Consider the following 18989-nt stretch of genomic DNA (forward strand, 5'->3'; position numbering starts at 1 on the left):
CACCCGCGCGACTGTCCGGAAAGGACACCGACCATGAGCACCCACGTAGCCACACCCACCGCCACACCCACCGCCGTGTTTCCCGCCGCCCCCGCGTGGCTGACCCTGTCCGCCGCATTCGGTGACGAGGTCCCCGCGATCGCTGATCGCGACGACCTCGTGATCACTGTCGCCCCCGGGGCGGGGCACGGTGCCCCCGCGTGTTTCTTCCCCGACTTCGCCACGATCGAAGTCGATGGGTCCCATATGGATAAAGGAGTCGACCCCGCCACCGTCGAACCACACCGGGTCGGGGACCGCAAGCGGTACCGCACCGCATGGGGACTACTGACCCACGAATGCGGCCACGCCAAACATTCGGTGTGGCGCGTGCCCGACGACGCGCCCCCGGGCGCGGTCGCGGCGGCGGACCTACTGGAAGAGACCCGCATGGAAGCCGCGCAAGTGCGCCGCCGCCCGGGCGACCGGTACTGGCTGCGCGCCAGTGCCGCCAACCTCATCCTCGCCGACACCAAAGCCAACGACCCCGTCGCCGCACCGCAAATGACCCCGCAAGACGCTGCCCGCAGTGCCGCGCTGCTGCTGGCGCGCGTGGACGAGGGCATCCTCAACCGCCGCGAGGTCATCCGCGTCGAGCGCGTCGTGCGCGACGTTCTCGGCACCGACACCCTCGCGAAACTCCGCACAATCTGGCGCGCCGCGCACCGCACCGCCGACGACAACGCCACACGCATGATCGAACTCGGACGCAAATGGTGCGAAACCATCGGCACCGACCCCAACCAACCGGCCGACACCCCCGACCCCAACGCCACCAACAACGCGAACGGAAACGGGAACGGGGCACCGTCGCCGCTGGCGAGCGCGATCACCAGCGCCGCCGCCGCGATCGGTATCGGGGTCGCCACCGAACCCGCCCCCACCGACCCCGTCACGCAAGCGATGGACGCCCGCGCCGCCGACGACAACGCACGCCAGCAGGCGCAACGCGACGCGAACAGGGTCTTCGGCGGCGTCGGTACCGGACGTGACCGCACCGCCCGTCATATCCAGGGCACTCGCATGCCGAGTACAACCGAACGCACCGCGGCGCGGCAGCTCGCCCGTGCCTTGACCACCGCCGGGAACCGTGACCGCACGGCCACCAAAACGCGCTCGACGGTGCCCCCGGGGCGGTTGCGGATGCGGGGCGCGATGACCGCCGACGCCCAACGGGCGGCGGGCGCGATGCCCACCGCCGAACCGTTCACGCGCACTACGCGCGCCACCGTGCCCGCCCCGCCGCTGCGGCTCGGCATCATCTGCGACGTCACTGCCTCGATGGCCGCGTTCACCGCCCCGGTGGCCTCGGCGGCATGGATCCTCGCTCACGCCGCCCGGCACACCGCCGTACCCGCCGACACCGCCACCGTGACCTTCGGCGCGGGCATCGTTACCCCGATCACACGTCCCGGTGTCACCCCGTCGAAGGTGACCGAATTCGGTACCCGTCAGGGTGGGCACGTCATCGACACCGCGATCAACGCCCTCGACGGTGCCCTCGATTTGTCCCGCCCGACCGCCGCGCGCCTGCTGGTCATCATCTCCGACGGAATGTTCGAGGCCACAACCCGGAATCCCGGGCAGAAGATGCTCGACCGGTTGCGCGCCAGCGGATGCGCGGTGTTGTGGCTAGCGCCCAACACATCGGCAATCGACCCGATGAACGGCGCCACCGTGCACACCCTGACCAACCCCACCACCACCGCCCGCGCCATTGGGCAGGCCGCCACCGCCGCCTTGCGCGCCACCCACTGAACCATCCCACCGCCCGGGGGCGGAGTAACCGCGCCCCCGAGTGACAAAACCCACGACCGCGACGGAAAGAGAGACCGACCATGATCACCACACACACCACACCGCCCGGTTCCGCAGAGCCCATCGTCAACCAGTACGGCGACACGATCGCGGTGCTGCACTGGCAAGACAACCTCGACGGCACCGACTACGCACCCATCGACGACGCCACGATCGTCCGCCGCCGCGACGGCACCGTCACCGTGGAATGCCAGGACACCACCACAGGAAAGGTGCGGCGCTACTCGATGCCGGACACGGTCAGCGCGTTCTACGCCCTCGGGCTGTCCGCGCACCGGTGCAACGGAACCTGTGCATGGAACGAACTCGCGAACATGCCGGGCCTCGCTGGTTGCGACTGAAACACGGCATACCGGCCCCGCATCGTTTGCGCACCCCCCACCACGCCATGGCTCGACTCGACAGCGAGCCCAAAAACTTCGCCGCCACAATGGAAGGAAGCGCCGACCATGACCACCACACCCACCACGCTATCCGACCCGACCGTGCCACCGGAGGCGACGCTCCTCGTGCCCGCACCGCCGGAAACGGTGCCATCGCGCAACCCCGAGGGCACCTGGGCGCTCGTGATCACGACCGTCCGGCTCGCCCTCGCTGACCACGACTACCCGACCGATCCCGCCCGCACCGACACCGCCGAAGTGTTCGCCGGGGTGTGGCTGCCCGCGCCGCCGCCCGCCCACGCGCACCGCGGCGACGTCGCGGTGCGGCTGGCCCCAGCAAGCAAACCCGCCCCCAACCTTGATCTCGCGGCCCTCGGCCGCGTCCTCGAACTCCCGCACCAAACGCCCACCGGGTGCCCGTGCCGGGATCCGGATCCGACGTTGGACACCAGCCCGGGTGCCCGCTCCACGAGGACTCCTGACCGCGCCCAACACGCGCCACCGCAAGGAAAGGAAGCGTCGACATGACCACACGGACCGACTTCTATCTCGGCTCGGGTCCGACGGCCCAATGGATTGGCAGCCTGCTGTTCGGCTGCCATCCCGACAACCTGCTCAAGCACGAACACGGCCGTGCCGCTTTGACGGCGAGGCTGCTGTCGGCCTACTGCGAGGCTGTCGACGACCTGTTGATGATGTGGACCGTGGGTGGTTTCGGTGCTGCCCACGCGCCCCGTCACGGGTGGCCGTGGGACTGGGAAACCAGCCACGCCAACGACTGGATCATCACCTACCTGACCGGGCCGGAGGGCGGTGTGCACATGACGGCGGGTGGCGGCGACCGGTGGCACCGGCTCGATCCTGACGACCCCCGTCCGCCGTTGCGGTGCGGACCACCGGATTTCGCGACGTGGCTGCGCGATCCCGGTGCGGCGCCAGCGGTCCCGCTCCCGGTGTACCGCCTGCCCGACGCGCCCTCCCTGGGCTGGATCGACTACTCGCGGCTGCTCTGGCGCCACCCATGACCCGGGCCGAAGAGCCCCGGACAGGAGAAGACCCCATTCCGTCACCGCACCGTGAGGGGAGAGAAACCCATGTACGACAGGAGGAAACGGGTCGCGTGGACTGTGCTGGCCGTGATGCTGCCGGGACCGTGGACCCCGGTGATCGTGCTGGCCTACATCCTCGGCCATGCCGCCGAGTGCGACCAGGACACCACGCGCCAGGACGATTCCCCGCCGTACCCGCCGTCCGATCCCTACGCCTGTGGCCCGGCACCGCCGAGCCGGAATCCCTACGCATCAACACGATAAGGAGGCCGCAGATCATGTCGAGTAACACCGATTTCTACCTCGGGCGTGGCGAACACGCCGACTGGATCGGATCCCTGCGCGGAGAGTCCTATCCGGACAACTTTCTCGCCGTCCCGCCGTTACGGCTCGCGCTGACCGCGACCGGCGAGGACACCTTCCGCGCGGCGGTCGCCGACACCCTCGTCGTTTGGGAGGACGAACGCCTTGGCCAGGGCTATCGGCCCGAACTCGGCTGGCCGTGGCCGTGGTACAGCAGCCACAACAGCAGCTGGATCATCACCTTCGATTCCGAGGCCGAGGCGGTGTTCGTCACCGTGGGCGGCGGAGTCCGCTGGCACCGCATCGACCCGCACGACCCGCGATTCCCCGAAGGCGACGATCCGCTCGGCCCGCCCGACATCCACGCGTGGCTGCGTGATCCCGCCGCGCCGCCGTCGGTGCCGATGCCGCTGATGCGCGAGAAACCCGCCGACATGCCCACCTTCGGCGGTGACCTCCGATGAGCCTCTCGACGACGCACGACTTCTACCTCGGGCGCGGCCTGACTGCGGAATGGCTCGGATCGGTCTATCTCGATAGCTGTGCCTGCGACAGCCTCGACGAGATCGAACGGGCCCGCACTGCGGACGGGTTTCGCATCCTCGTCGACTTCTTCTTGCACGCCGCCGAGATCGATGAGGCCGGCGAGGTCACTCGTCCAGGGTTCCTCGGGTGGCCGTGGCCCTGGCCCACCAGTCACGGCACCGACTACGTCCACGCCTTCGACGCAGGTGTGGTGTGGACCGCGCTGCGCGGGGACCGGTGGTCGGTGCGCGCGGGCGAGTACGTTGCGCCGGGACCGGAAGAGATTCCGCTGGTGTTCCTGGAGAGGCGCGACACGTGCGGTTACACCGGGATCGACGCCGCCGACACCACCGCCCGCCGCTACGGCCCGCTGCTCGGCGATACGCATCGCCACGACCTGCACCAGCTCGGGCTGCGGATCCTGACCGACCTCACCGCGCCACGGGGGCCTGGTACTCCTCACGCGCTCGACACGGTACGGGCCCAGCTGTCACCGCACCTGCGCTACGCGATCGCCGCCGATGAGTCGGCGGTGGAGCTGGAGTTCGAGGTGTTCGGCTACCGCGACGGGGACCCCGCCGCCGAGGCCACCGCGCACGCCCTCTCGATGCTGCCCGCCCTCTACGGCTGGACCGACCCAGCAGGCGGGCCGCCGCGCTTCGGCGTGCGCGTGCTCGTCGCCGACGACGAACGCCACACCACCCACCCCGTGCTGGTCGACCACCGCGCCCGCGCCGTGCTCACCGCCCACTGACCAACTCCATACCCCACAACCAAAAGGGAAGAACACCATGCCACCGAACACACCCTCCGTCGACGACGCGGTGCCTCGGAAACGGGTAACAGGCGGCTTCATGCCGATGCACACGAAGTCGAGCTCATCGGCACCGCCGCGCCCGAGGTGGTTCAGCGGTGGCAAGACGAGGCTGACAAGGCTGAGGTGAAAGGCAATCGAAAGAACTAAACCATTGTTGGCTGATGACGGGCGTACACCGCCCATGCCCCGGTGATCATTGCAAGTGTCCATAGTGGACTGTTGGAAGGAGCTGGCGATGACTAGCTACGCCGCGTTCTACGTCGGTCGAGGTGAGGATGCCGAGTGGCTCGGCACGGTAGGAGGAGACGATATCCCCGGTCTCCTCGCCGTGGCCCCGAGGATAGTGCCACGGCCTCTCGATGCGAGCAGCGAGGGGAGCTATCGCGCCGCCGTGACGGCGTTGCTGCGGGAGTGGAACCGATCGGTCGACCACGCCTATGCGCCCGATCCGGGGGACCCGAACGATTACAGCGAGCTGGCCGACCTCGCCTACGCCTTCGACCGTGGCAAGGTCTGGGTGCGCGCTACCCGCACCGGAGCGTGGAAACCCGCGCGGGCGCCCTCACCTGGAACGTACATCAGGTTGCCCGTGAAGGTCGGCGCGGTGCTGCCGGGGGGCCTGCGCGTCGACGCCGTCGAACTGGCTGACCGGGGCAGGACCGAACAGTGCCTGGACTGCGGACGCCTCCTCGGGCGCGAAACGGTGCTGCGCGTGTCCGAGGTCGGCGCGCCGGACGAGCGCGACGTCCTGCATCCCCGTTGTGCCGAACGGCGACGCGAGATTCCGCTCGGATTCATTCCGCCTTGCGCTCATGACGCGGCGGTCTCCCGGCTGGGCGAGGTCGTGAACGAACTGAGCGAGCTGAACCGTCCCGGATCCGAGTTCGAGCAACTCCTTGACGAGTTGGACAGCGCCTTCGGCGCGCTCCATCGCCTTGTCAAGAGCGACGCCGCCGGTGATGACACGACGGCGTAACCCGAGAGTCCGTATGTCCACGTTGGACTCCGACACCACCACCGAAGGAGAAACGCGATGACCACGCTCACCACCACCACCGACTCGTCCGCGGGCACCGACCTCGCGGCCGGGGAGTACTGGGTCGAGTTCGTGCCCGCCGTCCGCGCCGAGCCGCATCAGGTCAGCTTCCCGGCGGTCGTCGAACCCCGCCGCCGCGATGGGCTGTGGGTCCGGCCCCGGCTGCGCCGGGAGGTCGCCGAGGCCGTGTGCGAGTGGCTCAACCTGGTCTACCCGGCCGCCCCGGACTGGTACCCGCTGGCCCGCTTCGAAGACGACGACGTGCTGGTGGTGCTCACCGGGGAGGCCGCCCACCAGCGTCACGAGATCGCCCTCGGCGAGGACGGCCGCTACCCGCTCGGCGAGCTGGGCCGCTGGTTCCTGTCCAGCCCGACCCGCACCCGCGACCGCGTCCACCGCCAGGTCGAAGTACTGCGCGACGACGAGCGGCACCATCCGCGTCCCGGGGAAACAGTGGTCACCTGCGATCCCGCCAACTTGCCCGTGAGCGGGTTTCCCGCCCGCATCGACACCCGCCCGGGGCGCCCGTGGGTCCCGGTGTTCCGGCCGGAGATCGCCGAGGCCGTCGCGGTGTGGTGCGCGGCGAACCACGACACGTTCCCGGACGAGCACCCTCAGGTGTACTTCGACGGCGATACCCTGGTCCACGTCCACCAGCACTGGCGCTCCCTCGACGGCTACCTGCCCTGGCGCATCCACCCCGACCCGGACGGGAACTACCGGATCGACCGGGACGAGGAGTGGGCCTTCCAGGCGGTCTCGGAGAAATCCGAGGGCGCGGTACACCCGGCCGCGACAACGCCCGAGGGTGGGCGCCGGGCCCGGTCGGGGAGTTCGGCGTGATCGCGCCCCGGCTGGTCGACGAGCGGGTCGCCACCAACGGCGAGCACCACCTGCTCGAACGCACCCTCCACAACGGCCCTGGCACACTGCGGGTCCGGGTCGCGCGGGACCTGCACTCGGCGGCCCGCTCCCGCGCGGTCACCGAACTCCTCACCACCAGCACCGGCTGGACCACACTGGCCGAGCTGCCCGCCCGAGACTGGTACGAGGCCACCTCCGGCTGCACCGTGGCTACCACAGCCCGCGTCCTGGGCGGCGTCGCGGACACCGCGCTGGAGGCGGCGTTGCGTGATCACCCCCTGGGCATCGTGGTCGGTGAGCGCTACGCCGACACCGCCGAGCTCGAGCTCCCGCAGCTGGCGGTCTGGCTGACCGCCGAGGTCACCAGCTTCCTGCGCGCCCACCCGGATCCGGTGTGGCGGGCCGTGCGGTGCGCCACCGTCGCCCGGCCCGCGTCGCGGAAAATCCAGCTGAACCTCTACGGCCTCAGCGAGCGGAGCGAACAGTGGGAATCCACCCGTGAAGACCAGCGGGTGCTCGCCGACATCTGGATATTGATCGATCACCACAACTGGCACGGCGGCGACGAACGCCACCGCTTCATTCTGGTCATCCACGTGGTCACCGCGCACTCAGCTCCGACCCTGCTCGCCTGCGGCGAACGCCCGGGCACGATCACCACCGAGTCCTGAGACCCTGGCGCCCCTGACCGCCGTGGTCTCGCAGCGAGAAGGGAACGTACTCACCATGCCGACCGCCGGTTCACCCTTCGCGCTCCGCGGCGCACCCGCTGTTCGACGTCGCGACCCGCGCGCTCACCGACCCCGCCGCGCTCACCGTGGTCGTGGATCAGCGGGCCGTCCTCGACCACGTCCACTGGCTCCTCGCCGACGACCGAGGTCCGGCGGCCGTCGTGGTCACTGGCGCCGCGGGCTCGGGCAAGAGTGCCCTCACGCTGAGCCTGCTCGGCCAGGCGCCTGCGCGCCGGCTACCGGGCTCGGCACGCGCACCCGCGGCCGACCTCGACGTGTGGGTGCGCCGCACCTACGGCGTCCTGCTCACCCGCGCACGAGCGGGCACCCGTGTTCTATTCCACCGACCCCGAAACCCGCGCCCTGCCGCACCGCGTCATCGACACGTAGCCGACAAGCCCGGAAGGCACGACACCACCGTGCCCCGGCCATCGGTGGCCGGGGCACGGTGGAATCGGCAAGGACAGGTGGTCCACCGGTGCTAGTGATCAGTCGCGGATACTGCGGCGCCAGTTGATGTTTTCGCGACGGCGAATAAGCCTGCGCCGAATTCGTCCTCCAGTTTTGCCGCCGCGGGCACGGCCATAACCGCGTTTGAATCCGTAGGCGCGATAAAATCCGTCGTCGAGGTGGTCGCTATCCACTTTCAGCGCTCCACGGTTGCGGCGACAGGCGCTCATTCCTGGCATGGGCCTTGCTCCTGAACTGGCAACGGGGAAACCTCCCGCGCAGGGTCGTCTCCTGGAAGTGTGGCGAGCGACCCTGCGCGCGGTAGATGGTTGGAGCCGGTGGGCTATTCGGCGCCCGATGCCGGGACGTCGGTCTTGTCCGGGTTGATGGCGAACCGTTTCGGCGCCTCGCAGGTCTTGGTCGCGTACCCGTCGGCGACGAGCTTCTCCAAGGCGTTGTTGACCGCGCCGCCCGAGCGGCTCAATTCCTTGCCGATCTTGGCAGGTCCGAAGGATTCGCCCGGGTGCTCGGTCAGGTATTCCTCCACCAGTGCCCGCAGCCCGCCCTTGGGCAATCGGCTCCTGTCCGTCGGGGCGGTTCCGGTGGGCTCGGACACCGCCGAGGTTGCTGCCGACGACGGCCCGGGCTCGGTCACGCCATCCACCGGATCCACCGCTGCCGTCTCAGGCGAAGGGACGATTCCGTCGCCGTCGCCGTCGCCGTCGCCGTCGCCGTCGCCGTCGCCGTCGCCGTCGCCGTCGCCGTCGCCGTCGCCGTCGCCGTCGCCGTCGATGGGCGGGGCGGGCGTGTCGTCAGCGGTGTCGGCGGTGTCGTCGGCATCCGATCCGGTGTCAGGCTCCCGCGCCGCCGCCGTGGTGCCCTCGGCGGCGGAGTCGTCGACGTCGGTGGCGTCCTCCGCCACGCTCGGGTCGTCGACAGTGCGGTCGATCGTGGTGTCGTCGGTCGGCTGGTCGGTGTTGGGCGCCGCCGTCGTGTCCGCCGTCGCCTCGTCGGTGTCGGGTGCGGCGGTGCCGCTGGTTGACGGTGCGAGTGCCCAGGTGTCGGGGTTGCGCGGACCGTCGCCTGCGGTGCGGGTCGCGATGCCGTCGCGTCCCCAGCGGGCCAGGATCCTCGCTGCGGTCGAACGACCAACCCCGGCCGCCATGGCCAGTGTGGCGGTCGTGGAGCCGGGATTGTCGGTCAGCGCGGTCCGCACTTTGTCCTCTGTGGTCGGTGCGTCCTGCTGGCCGGGGTCGTCGGCCACGGCGTGCAGATGGCGGTCGTCATCGGTTGCGGTCGTGGTGGTTCGGGTGTTGCGGTTCTTACGGGACATGACGAACTCCCTGTGTGTGGTGCGGAATGGGATGGTCATGCCCCGGCCGGGGCGTTGGCCCGCCGGTGCGCATCCGGTTGTTCGGGCTACATGTCTATGGACGCTTCGTCGTCGCCTCCATGTCAAGCGATCCGTCAAACAAGACATGTGTCTCGTGTGGACAGCCCGCCGCGTCTAAGCGAAACAGGTGAAAACCCATATGTGGCTTGACATCACGGCATGCACGGAGCGTTGATGGACCTGTCAGTGCGGGAATTCCCCCGCATTTTCCCAAAAATGTAAGGGGTGCGGCATGATGCCGACCAATCAGGACACTTCTCGTTCAGGGACCTCCGTGTCCGCGGGCGAAGCGGAACCCTGCCCGCCGCCTGATCGATCCGACACGGTCGACCGGGCGACGCCTGTACGCGACGGCACGACGTCGCCGTCCGCGCAAGCGGGACCGGACGACACGATGCTCCTCATCGCCGACGACGCATCGGCGCCGCCGATGCGATGTCCCGAACCGATGTGGGCGATACTCGTGGGTGAGGTCGACATCGACGACGCCGAACCCGATTACCTGCGTGCGGTGACGTGGTTTTCCGGAAGCTGGGTGGAACGATACCCGGCCACCGGTCCTTACGACGGCGATGTCGTGGTCCGGCTGACCGACCCGGAGGACCCGGCACTCCCGCTTCCTCGGGACGCCGTCGTCGACGTCGAGATGTTGCTGGCGCACCATGGTCGATGGCGACGAGTTGGCCACTGGCCCGCAGCCGACCACCGCTGGCCGCACCTGATCGCCGACACCGCCGCGACGGTGATGTGCCTGCATGGCGAGACCGGCGGGACCGCCGTGCCGGACCGGAGCGGCGACGTCGCGGCGGCGCGCCCTGCTCGCGCGGTGCTCTCGCGGCCGCGTCGGAACAACAGCTTGCTGGAGTTGGTCGTTGCTGGCCTGTTGAGTCCGGGGGACGAGTTTGTGTGGGACCGACCTCGTTTACTCGCCCGCCATGTGGTGCGAATCGGCGCCCACGGCGAAATCATCCTCGCCGACGGTCAGTCGTGCGCCACGCCGACCCAGGCCACCAACGCGCTGGGTGGCAGCTACAACAACGGATGGAACGTATTCCGGCGTGTGTCCGATGAGCGCACCCTGAGCGACCTCCGTGCCATGTTGCAAGAGCGACGCGGTTACTGACCTGATCGCAACCCATTACAGGCCAACGCAAACAACCACGTGTCGCCACGGTTTTGGTTGTGTAGCAACGCTACGCGCGGACCGCGAGCGGGTCCGCGACAACCCCGCCCCTTTGGTTGGAGGATACCGATGAACTCACCTGCCACGCCTATGACGACCCCCTCGGACGCCGACGCGCCCGAGGGGCGCGGGCGGCATTGGCCCACCCTGGTCCGGGAACGGGAGAACCTGCCCGAGGACGCGGCAGTGGTGGTCGCGGGCGAGACAACCGTCCCGCTGCTACGCATGCCCACCGATGCGTGGGGGCTGGTGGTGGTCGCGGTCGATTTCACCGCCCGCGACGGCGCGCTGTGCCTGTTCGCCGCGACCGCCCTGGAACAGGAGCCCGACCCCGCCACACACGACGGTGACGTCGTCGTCCGGCTGTCCCCGCCCCAGGAACCGATGGCTCCACCCCGGCGGGCTCGCTGCGTCGATGTGGAGGTCCTGCGCGCCGAGCGGTACGGCTGGCAGCGGGTGCGGTCATGGGCGAGCGTGGACCGGACGTGGCCGCGCGTGATCGCCCCGATCGTCGCCGCACAGATGCGCGTCGATGACGAGGGCGTCTACCTTCCGCCCGCAGCCACACCCGCGCGGCACACGGAACTGGCGCGCATGGTGGGCGACGGGCGGTTGCATGACGGGGAGGCGTTGTTCTGCGTGCTGCCCGGAACCGCCGGAAGACGAGTCTGGGCGACCGTGCGCGAGAGCGGGATCGCTCTCGCTGACGGTCGGTGGTTCGCCCGCCCCTGCGGAGCCTCCACCGCACTGGGATATCGCCACTACAACGGCTGGAAGATGTGGCACCGCCAGCGGGACGGGATGCCGCTGTTCGCGCTGCGGAAAGCCGAATCGGTCGTACAGCGCCGCTCGCCCCGCGCGATCGTGGCGATGATCGAGGACGGCACGCTCCAGGCCGGGGATCGGTTCGACTACGTCAGACCCCGTAAAAGGACGACGTACTCGATCGTGCTGCTGGGCGACGGCCGATTCCAGTTGCCGGACGGCAGGACCGTCGCCAGCCCCAACGCGGCACTGAAAGCGGTCACGACCGGAGCCGTGGCGGCCAACGCGTGGTCGGTGTGGACGCGAGCATCCGACGGGCGCACCCTGGCCGACCTCTACGACAACCCGAACACCGAGGTGACCGAGCCAGTACCGGAACCCGGGGCCGTGCCCCGGGAGAAGGGGCGGATGTTGGCTGACGCCTGGACGAAGGCGCGCGCCGTCATGTCCACCACCGATGGCGAGACCCAGCCGTGAACCGCCGAACCTGGGCCACGGTGCCCACCCGTGACGAGAGCCCGCCCATGCCCGCGCTCGCCCCGTCGGCCGCGCGCCGTGTGCGGACCAACGCCGATCGCGAGATGGTCCGCGCCACCTACCACTGGCCACACTGGACCACCGACGCCGCAGGCGATACCGGGCTCGTCCGCTACCGCCGCGACACGTGTGAACTCCGCGTGCACTCCGACACCGGAGTCGTCCACGCGGTCTTCAGCGTCCCCACCGGAAACCGACGACCGAACCCCGGTGATCGACCGCGCCGGAAACCGGCACGCTCCGGTCGCCGGGGTGGTGCGGGCACCAGGTGGCCGACCACGCAGGCCGCGTTGCACGGCTGCGCGAGCACGGCTGCGAGCTGACCCTCCTGCGCGGCGGGCACTGGCGGGTCCGGCTGCCCGACGGCGGCATCTGCACCCTGCCCAGCACCGCCTCCGACTGGCGGTCGCTGCGCAACGCCGCACACCAGATACGCAGGCTCGGCGTCGACGTCCGCGTCTCACTCCGCCGCCGCGCCACAAACGACAACGAGGCGACGCCATGAGCACCCACGACACGATGCCCCCGCAGCCGCTGTTCGTGATCTACGAACACGGCCCCGACTGCGTGAGCGCACTGACCACGGCGGTCCGGAAGGACCGTCGCACCGCGCACCCGACGATCGGACGCAAACAGCGGGCCGTTCTCGTCGAGCACACCGTGCGCACTCGGGCCGACGCCGAGCAGCGCGCCCGCGATCTGCTCGGTGACCTCACCCTCGAACTCGTCGGACACACCCCCGCGGGCGCCTTGACCACCCTCGTCGGTGACGCCACCAGCACCACCTGCGGCGCCGTGCCCACCCGCGACGGGGGCTTCGTGTTCTTCGGCTTCGCCCACCACCCCTCGACCAAGGAGTGACCGTGATACCCCCGATTCGAATCACCGCGGCAGCCACGATCTACACCCTCATCCTGATCGCCGCCACGACCTACCTCCTCGCCTCGGCGTCCGGGACCGACTGGCGCCTTGTCGCGTGCTGTCTCGCCGCGGGCGTGCTCGTCGATGCGCTCACCATCGCCCTCATCGGCGCGACCGTGGGCTCCGGCCGCCGCCACGCCCGCACCGATCTGATCACGGCCATCCGCGCCACAGCCCACCAGGGAACCCTGCTCGACCGGGCAAACGACGTCGCCGCCGTGTCCACCGTCAAGGCGGGCCACGCGATGGCCGTGCTCTACACCGGCCCCGGACTCGACGACGTACTCGACGGGGTCCCGGGCACAACCGCGCGCACGACGACCCACATCGTCACCACCGGCCGCTGGTACCTCCCGGTCGTGACCTACCGAACCGAAGAGACCCACCTCTTCCGGGACAGCAACGGAAAACTGGTCGAGAAGACCGTGAAACCCACTGTCCACTCCGGACTGACGGGAATGCGAAACCGGGTCATGCGGTGGGAGATCGGCTCCCATATCGCCACGGCCGAGGACATCATCGCCTTCACCACCCGCATACGCGCGGCGCACCCACACACGGGTACCGCACCCTGACGCGTCCGGCAGCCCAGGGCCGTGGCCAAGGTCGTCTCCATGGAGAGGTACCGTCCAAGAACGGGGACTCTTCCCTTACCAGGCAACGGCTATGTGGGTTCTCTGAGGAAGGCCAGACGTGCCGACCGTGACGGCGAAGTCCGCTGCGGCCGCTAGGAGCCTGATGTGGAAGGGTGAAACCCCGTGAGCGCTGATTCGTACCGAGCACATCCCTGCACACGGTGCCCGTGGCGAGTCGATGCCGACTTGACGCTGTTCAGCGACGAGGACATGCGCAAACTCGCAGGGGCCAATGGCTCACCCGGCGACGAGGCCCCGCACTCCGCCCCGGCGATGTCCTGCCACCTCGATCAGCCGGGAACCGCGCATCCGATGCGGCTGTGCGCTGGCTGGCTCGCCGTGGTCGGCCCGCATCACCTGGGCATCCGCATGCAGGTCATCGCGGGAGAGCTACCCGAACAGGCCCTGCGACCCGGGCCGGACTGGCCCGAGCTGCACGCGGGCCTCGACCACCTCGTAGCCGAACGCGCCAAGCAGAATGGTTGTGACGGCCAAACACCCGGGGCAGATAGATAGCCGACGAGTGGCCGCTCCTGAGGGACCGAACCTGGGCCATCGTCACCTCCCGAGACCGTCCTCGTCACCGCCGCACTGTCGAGTTCCCGTCAACCCTCGCAGAAACGCAAGATCGCGCAAGAGGAAATTATTTCGCAGGTCGGGTAGCGCCCGCATAATCGTCAGCGGGATATCGGTATTCGTCGATTCGCACGGGTTGGCCAAAGGTTGGGGCGTGCAGCATTTTTCCGTTGCCGATATAGAGGCCCACGTGTCGGATGTTCGAGGGTGAACCGTAGTAGACAAGGTCGCCAGGCAGGAGCGGCTGTCCATCGCGGACACGTGTCCCGGAGCGGTATTGGGCGTCGGCTGTGCGGGGCAGCGAGATCCCGGCCGCGTCGTAGGCGGCCTTGGTCAAACCCGAGCAGTCGAATCCGTTGTCGCCATTCTGCGGGCCATTGCCGCCCCACACATACGGCAGCCCCCGCTGCCCGCACCCGTAATTGATCGCGGTCATCGCGGCGGGAGTGGCGGCCTGGATGTTGTTGCAGTCGCCGGTTCCGGGCATCGTGGGGGCCGGTTGGCATCGCACCCCGGACACGGCGGCGACGATCGCGCGCGCCTTGTCCTCGTGCTGGGCGTAGGCGTTCGGGAACCCCGATCCCTGCACGGTTTGCGCGGCGTCGTTGACGCTCATCTTCTGCCAGTTCGGCGTGGCCGTGAGGTGCTCGAAGAACTTCGTCGCCGCGTAGCTGGGTGTGGTGACTTGTTGCGGGCTGCCCCAGCCCATCGACGGCCGTTGCTGGAAGAGCCCCTGGCTGTCGCGGTCGCCGTAGGGCAGATTGCGCAGCCCGGATTCCTGCATCGCGGCGGCGATCGCGACCACCCAGCCCGGCTCGGGCACGCCGCTTTGTTTGCCGACCGCCACGATGGTGGCCGCGTTGCCCAGCTGCTCGACGGTCAAGCCCGACACCGTGCCCGTCGGCGCGCCCTCGGGCGTGCAGATCAGTGAACCGGACGCGCTGCTGCTGCCGAACAGCGAGCTGACGATGCCGGCGAACCCGGCGCCGATGAGCAGCGGGATGGCGAGGATCAGGGCGGCGACACCGATCGCGAGTTTGCATCCCATGGTTGGATCGCTCTCCTTATCCGTTGAGGGCGCCGAACAACCCCGGGGACCGCGGCGGAGGAAGGAAGGCGCGGGGTCAGTGCTCGCCGCGAGCGACGCGGTTCGGCGTGGCCCGCGGCGGGATCGGACTCGGCGGCGGCAGCCGATAGGGCGAGGCCGCCGCGGCGTCACCGGTCGCGCCCTCGTTGTCCTCAGCCGTGGTGGGGTCGGCCGGCGGGGCCAGGCCGGGCCAGGCGTCGGCGAGGTCGGCGAGGCTGTACCGGGGGCCGCCGCGGTCGGCGCGTGCCGAGGTGAGCGGAAGCCACACCGCCTCGCCCGGGCTCGGGTGTGCCCCTGTGGGGTCGAGCAGGTCGGCCGCCGCGGTGGCCACCGGCACCGCCCGAGGGGCGTCGAGGTCGGTGTGTACCCGGGCCAGGGCGGTACGGGCCCCTGCTTCGCGGCGGGTGGTGGGCAGCCACACCAGCACCGGCGTCGCGATGCCGGTGGACTCGGCCAGCCGCGCGTACCCGCCGAGTTTGCGCCCGACCTTGGTCAGCGATTCGGTGCCGGTGTCGAACTCGAGGAACCACTCCACCTCCCCCGCGCTGGGCCCGGCCCCGGTACGCCAGCGGCCGTAGGCATCCGGGATGACCAGGTCGCCGAAATGCCGGGCACAGCGGGATTCCGACCACCACGCCACCACCGCCTCGGCGCTCCGCGTGTAGCGGGCGCGGGCGATGAGCGAGGTGACGAAGTCGTTCACCCCGACGGTGTGCGCGAGACGCTGGTTATGCGCGATACCCATAGCACGGTCGTGCCGATAGCCGAGTTCCTTGACTTCCAAGCCGTGCTCGGCGGCGAGCACCGCGGCTCCCGCGGGGCCCAGGACGTAGTGCATCGGCGCGGAACCGAGCTGCTGGAACGGCTGGAATCGGGAGATCGCGCGCCAGAGGTAGAGATCGCGCAGCCGTTGGCGCGCCGAACGGCCCGAGGGGAACGCCGCGTCCTGGATCTGCGGCGTGGTCAGGACCCGGTGCTCGTGCAACAGGGCCAGCAGCCACTTGTCGCGGGTGGTCAGGCGGGAGGCAAGCATGGCCTGGTGATCGACTGAGCTGGCGGCGCGGGCGGTGTGGCGGCCGGGCAGGTGGCCGCGCAGGGTGTGCTGGCGGGTGGTCGTAGTGATCACAAGCGGTCTCCTCGGTTGTCAACAGGCTGTGGACAAGTGCTGTGGGCAGGTCGAACTCGAACCCGGTGCGGACGGGTGGCGGGGGCTTTTCGTAGTGGTGCGGCGAAGTTGCCGTGTCGTGTGGCGGTTAGGGGCGGGTGCGACGGGGGTCGGTCCTGGGCGGCCGAGTCGGCGGTACGCGCCGTCCGGTCGTCGGCGCGGGCCGTGCTGCGGTGGAGGTGGCAGAGGTGCCGGGGCGGGGTGCCGTCGTGCCGCCGCCGCTCGGGGCGTTGTGCGCCCGGCGCTGGGCCCGGAGTGCGGAGCGGATTTCCCGTGCTCGTCCGGGAATGGGGTCGGGCATCGGGGTGGTGGTCATGGTGAAGGGTTCGGTTTCCTCGCCGCGCACGACCAGGCGGGTCGCGGTGTGGTAGACGCCGAGGTGGGACAGGTCGTGGTCGGAGAGCCGGGGTGTGGTGTGGCGGGCGAGTTCGCGGGCGTCCTCGGGGCTGGCGGAGAAGAAGACCTTGCTGCGCGCGTTGGTGGACAGGCCCTCTTTCAGTTCTCTCGACAGCTGGCCGAGGTGTTGGTGGGCGAGGATGAATCCGTTCCGGAACGCGCGGGATTCGGCCAGCATGTCTTCCATGGGGTAGGGCAGGTTGAGGAAGTTGTGGCATTCGTCGATCACGGTGTGCGCGTCGGGGCGCAGGCGCTGCGGGACACGGGCGCGGGCGGTGGTGGCCTGCCAGGTGCGGGCCACTACCAGGGACCCGACCAGCCGCGTCGTCTCTTCTCCGAGCGAGCCTTTGGGGATGCGGACCAGGCAGATGCCGGCGTGGTCGAGAACCTGCGACATGTCCACTGTGGACCGTCCTCCGGCGATGGCTTCTTTCACGAAGGGCCGCAACAAGAATGCGCGGAGTTTGTTCATCAGGGGTGAGATCACTTGGGAGCGGGAGCTGTCGGTGAGCTCGTCGTACCATTCCCAGAACCCGCTGAGCACAGGATCGGTGAGGCCGGCGGTGATACGGGACCGGAATGCCTCGGAGGTCAGCAGTTTCGGCAGGTCGGCGAGCGTGGGCACGCCTTCTTGGGCGCGCAGGGTCAGGCAGGCGGCGCGCATGAGGTCGTCGGTGCGCGGTCCCCAGAACGCCGAATAGACCCGCCGGAACACGCTGACCAGGTTGTCGACCTCGCGGTCGGTTTCCCCGCCCTCCAAGGGATTCAGGACGGGCGGACGGTGCCGGGAGTCGGCGTCGAAGAGCACCACGCGGTCCGCGGCGCCGCGCGGGAGCCGGTTGAGCACGTCGGTGACCAGGTCGCCTTTCGGGTCGATCAGGACGACGCCGCGGTCGTTGTCCACGTCGTCGAGGATGATGTTGCCCAACAGAGTGGATTTCCCGGAGCCGGTCGCTCCGATCACGTGCACGTGGTAGCGCGCGTCGGCGACCCGCAGGCCGACCGGCCGGGCGTGCCCGGTGTCGGATTGCCCCAGCGGTGTCACGCCCGGCCCTGGGGCCGGTATCCCGGGTGGCGGGGCGACGGCCTTCGCTCCGGCGCGTTCGACGCCGGGGATCTCGGCGTCGGTGGGCAGGTGCGCGAGTGCCGCCAGCTCCGGTACCGACAGCAGGTCGCCGCGGTCGAGGCGCCGCTCGGCGAGCGCGTGGGCGGGGTGGCGCAGGCGGGTCCGGGTGTAGTGGTTGAACTCGGTGTAGGCGGCGAACGCGGCGGCCAGCGCGTGCGCGCGCCCGCGCGCGGTGTCCCGGGCCCGGCGCGCCAGCTCATCAGCGGCGTCGGCGGGCAGGTCGGTGGCCACGGCGTAGCGCACGACGGTCTCGTACTGGCTCCCGCGTTGTTTGCCCACGATCGCCTTGTTCTGCGCGGAGTATTCCAGTGACAGCTGCGGGTCCTGGCTGATCCGCCGCGAGTCCGACGTGCGTCCCGAGCGGGTGGCGTTGGCCCCGGGCGTGATCGCGTCGAGGATCCTGCCCCCGACGCGGCCCGAGGAGCCCTGGTGCACGCGGCGGGCGGAGCGGCGGGCCCGGGCGACGCGGCGGCCGGTGACCGGGCGGGCGAGGATCTGCACGCAGGCGCGTTCGTCGCGGCCGAGCCCGACCGGCGCGCCGAGCAGGCCGCGGATCGGGTCAGCGTCGAAGCTGCTGCGGATGGGCAGGGCTTCGGAACGGGCGAGACGCAGCTGCCCGCCGACGGTGATCCGCCGCCGCCCGGTCTCCAGCGCGGGGAAGGGGGAGTCGGCGGGGCTGGTGCGGGTGTGCGAGCCGGGCCAGGCGGCCTCGACCGCTCGTTCCACTAAGGACGGTGGAATGACGCCGGGGACCCAGAACTGCACGGTGACGCCGTGCTCGCCGAACACGTACTCCATCGCCAGATGCGGCTGGCCGGCCCACAACCGCCGCCAGGCGGGACGGAGCAACCCGACGAGGTTGGACCACACCGCGGCGCCCCCCGCGGGATCGACCGTGGGCGGGGCGAGCACGGTGATCCGTCGAGCGTCGACCTGCAACGCGGCCTGCCGGCGGCGGCGCCACCAGCGGCGAGCCGCGATCCCGCCCGCCAGAGCCAAAGCGAGGCAGGGGACGACGATCGGCCCCCAGACGAGGGCCCAGTCGCCGACGGCGGCGAGCAGGGCGGTGGTGGTGCCGCCGGGGTCGCGCAGGTACTCACCCACCCAGTTCTGCATCAGCGGCGATGCCGCGACGCGCGGAGCCATAGCCGGACTCCTTTCCGGGAAGCGTCGTGCGAGACAAGAAAAAG

General features: G+C 70.0%; 22 protein-coding genes. 16 read left to right on the forward strand and 6 right to left on the reverse strand.

What is annotated here, in order from left to right; genetic code table 11:
- Nucleotides 1-33 precede the first annotated feature (33 nt).
- The 10 genes from HUW46_RS22475 (at nucleotide 34) to HUW46_RS22520 (ending at nucleotide 7505) form a co-directional block, all read left to right on the forward strand.
- Entirely contained in the window at nucleotides 34-1797 is a 1764-nt protein-coding gene (locus HUW46_RS22475; RefSeq protein WP_215549145.1) for a VWA domain-containing protein, read from the forward strand.
- 80 nt (nucleotides 1798-1877) lie between these two features.
- Entirely contained in the window at nucleotides 1878-2198 is a 321-nt protein-coding gene (locus HUW46_RS22480) for a hypothetical protein (RefSeq protein ID WP_215549146.1), read from the forward strand.
- Nucleotides 2199-2306: 108 nt separating this feature from the next.
- Nucleotides 2307-2768, forward strand: coding sequence for a hypothetical protein (locus tag HUW46_RS22485; protein ID WP_215549147.1), 462 nt, complete (start codon nucleotides 2307-2309; stop codon nucleotides 2766-2768).
- Nucleotides 2765-3265 (forward strand): hypothetical protein, encoded by a 501-nt coding sequence (locus tag HUW46_RS22490; RefSeq protein WP_215549148.1) that lies wholly within the window; start codon nucleotides 2765-2767, stop codon nucleotides 3263-3265. The genes HUW46_RS22485 and HUW46_RS22490 overlap by 4 nt, the downstream gene beginning before the upstream one ends.
- A gap of 69 nt (nucleotides 3266-3334) precedes the next feature.
- Nucleotides 3335-3553, forward strand: a complete 219-nt coding sequence (locus HUW46_RS22495; protein WP_215549149.1) for a hypothetical protein — start codon at nucleotides 3335-3337, stop codon at nucleotides 3551-3553.
- A gap of 14 nt (nucleotides 3554-3567) precedes the next feature.
- Nucleotides 3568-4056: a hypothetical protein gene (locus tag HUW46_RS22500; protein ID WP_215549150.1), complete on the forward strand. Its 489-nt coding sequence runs from the start codon at nucleotides 3568-3570 to the stop codon at nucleotides 4054-4056.
- On the forward strand, nucleotides 4053-4871 hold the full coding sequence (locus HUW46_RS22505; RefSeq protein WP_215549151.1) for a hypothetical protein: 819 nt from the start codon (nucleotides 4053-4055) through the stop codon (nucleotides 4869-4871). Before HUW46_RS22500 ends, HUW46_RS22505 begins: the two co-directional genes overlap by 4 nt.
- Nucleotides 4872-5169: 298 nt before the next feature.
- Nucleotides 5170-5910 carry a hypothetical protein gene (locus tag HUW46_RS22510; RefSeq protein ID WP_215549152.1) on the forward strand — a complete coding sequence of 247 codons (741 nt, stop codon included), beginning with the start codon at nucleotides 5170-5172 and terminating at the stop codon, nucleotides 5908-5910.
- Between the two features lie 57 nt (nucleotides 5911-5967).
- Complete coding sequence (locus HUW46_RS22515; RefSeq protein WP_215549153.1) at nucleotides 5968-6813, forward strand: hypothetical protein; 846 nt, start codon at nucleotides 5968-5970, stop codon at nucleotides 6811-6813.
- Nucleotides 6810-7505 carry a hypothetical protein gene (locus HUW46_RS22520; RefSeq protein WP_215549154.1) on the forward strand — a complete coding sequence of 232 codons (696 nt, stop codon included), beginning with the start codon at nucleotides 6810-6812 and terminating at the stop codon, nucleotides 7503-7505. Before HUW46_RS22515 ends, HUW46_RS22520 begins: the two co-directional genes overlap by 4 nt.
- Before the next feature lie 50 nt (nucleotides 7506-7555).
- On the opposite strand, the gene HUW46_RS48780 is transcribed toward HUW46_RS22520, so the two are convergent.
- The 3 genes from HUW46_RS48780 to HUW46_RS22530 form a co-directional block, all read right to left on the reverse strand.
- The gene (locus tag HUW46_RS48780; RefSeq protein ID WP_256451440.1) at nucleotides 7556-7690 is read right to left on the reverse strand and encodes a hypothetical protein; all 135 of its coding nucleotides are present in this window, start codon (nucleotides 7688-7690) and stop codon (nucleotides 7556-7558) included.
- A 363-nt stretch (nucleotides 7691-8053) separates the two neighbouring features.
- Entirely contained in the window at nucleotides 8054-8254 is a 201-nt protein-coding gene (locus HUW46_RS22525) for a hypothetical protein (RefSeq protein ID WP_215549155.1), read from the reverse strand.
- 104 nt (nucleotides 8255-8358) lie between these two features.
- On the reverse strand, nucleotides 8359-9348 hold the full coding sequence (locus HUW46_RS22530; RefSeq protein ID WP_215549156.1) for a hypothetical protein: 990 nt from the start codon (nucleotides 9346-9348) through the stop codon (nucleotides 8359-8361).
- Between the two features lie 334 nt (nucleotides 9349-9682).
- On the opposite strand from HUW46_RS22530, the gene HUW46_RS22535 reads away from it, so the two are divergent.
- The 6 genes from HUW46_RS22535 to HUW46_RS22560 all read left to right on the forward strand — a co-directional run bounded on the left by HUW46_RS22535 (nucleotide 9683) and on the right by HUW46_RS22560 (nucleotide 13965).
- A complete protein-coding gene (locus HUW46_RS22535) occupies nucleotides 9683-10531 on the forward strand; it encodes a hypothetical protein (protein WP_215549157.1) in 849 nt (282 codons plus the stop codon).
- Nucleotides 10532-10681: 150 nt separating this feature from the next.
- Nucleotides 10682-11833, forward strand: a complete 1152-nt coding sequence (locus tag HUW46_RS22540) for a hypothetical protein (protein ID WP_215549158.1) — start codon at nucleotides 10682-10684, stop codon at nucleotides 11831-11833.
- A 328-nt stretch (nucleotides 11834-12161) separates the two neighbouring features.
- A complete protein-coding gene (locus tag HUW46_RS22545; RefSeq protein ID WP_215549159.1) occupies nucleotides 12162-12398 on the forward strand; it encodes a hypothetical protein in 237 nt (78 codons plus the stop codon).
- A complete protein-coding gene (locus tag HUW46_RS22550; RefSeq protein WP_215549160.1) occupies nucleotides 12395-12754 on the forward strand; it encodes a hypothetical protein in 360 nt (119 codons plus the stop codon). Before HUW46_RS22545 ends, HUW46_RS22550 begins: the two co-directional genes overlap by 4 nt.
- Before the next feature lie 2 nt (nucleotides 12755-12756).
- Complete coding sequence (locus tag HUW46_RS22555; RefSeq protein ID WP_215549161.1) at nucleotides 12757-13389, forward strand: hypothetical protein; 633 nt, start codon at nucleotides 12757-12759, stop codon at nucleotides 13387-13389.
- Nucleotides 13390-13572: 183 nt separating this feature from the next.
- Complete coding sequence (locus HUW46_RS22560) at nucleotides 13573-13965, forward strand: DUF6283 family protein (protein ID WP_256451441.1); 393 nt, start codon at nucleotides 13573-13575, stop codon at nucleotides 13963-13965.
- Nucleotides 13966-14092: 127 nt separating this feature from the next.
- Here HUW46_RS22560 and HUW46_RS22565 read toward each other — a convergent pair whose 3' ends face one another.
- From HUW46_RS22565 to HUW46_RS22575, 3 genes are all read right to left on the reverse strand, one after another.
- A complete protein-coding gene (locus HUW46_RS22565; RefSeq protein ID WP_215549163.1) occupies nucleotides 14093-15073 on the reverse strand; it encodes a C40 family peptidase in 981 nt (326 codons plus the stop codon).
- A gap of 76 nt (nucleotides 15074-15149) precedes the next feature.
- Nucleotides 15150-16238, reverse strand: a complete 1089-nt coding sequence (locus tag HUW46_RS22570; RefSeq protein ID WP_215549164.1) for a replication-relaxation family protein — start codon at nucleotides 16236-16238, stop codon at nucleotides 15150-15152.
- 127 nt (nucleotides 16239-16365) lie between these two features.
- Entirely contained in the window at nucleotides 16366-18945 is a 2580-nt protein-coding gene (locus HUW46_RS22575) for a type IV secretory system conjugative DNA transfer family protein (protein WP_215549165.1), read from the reverse strand.
- Nucleotides 18946-18989 lie beyond the last annotated feature (44 nt).

The sequence above is a fragment of the Amycolatopsis sp. CA-230715 genome (assembly GCF_018736145.1).
GTDB lineage: Bacteria > Actinomycetota > Actinomycetes > Mycobacteriales > Pseudonocardiaceae > Amycolatopsis.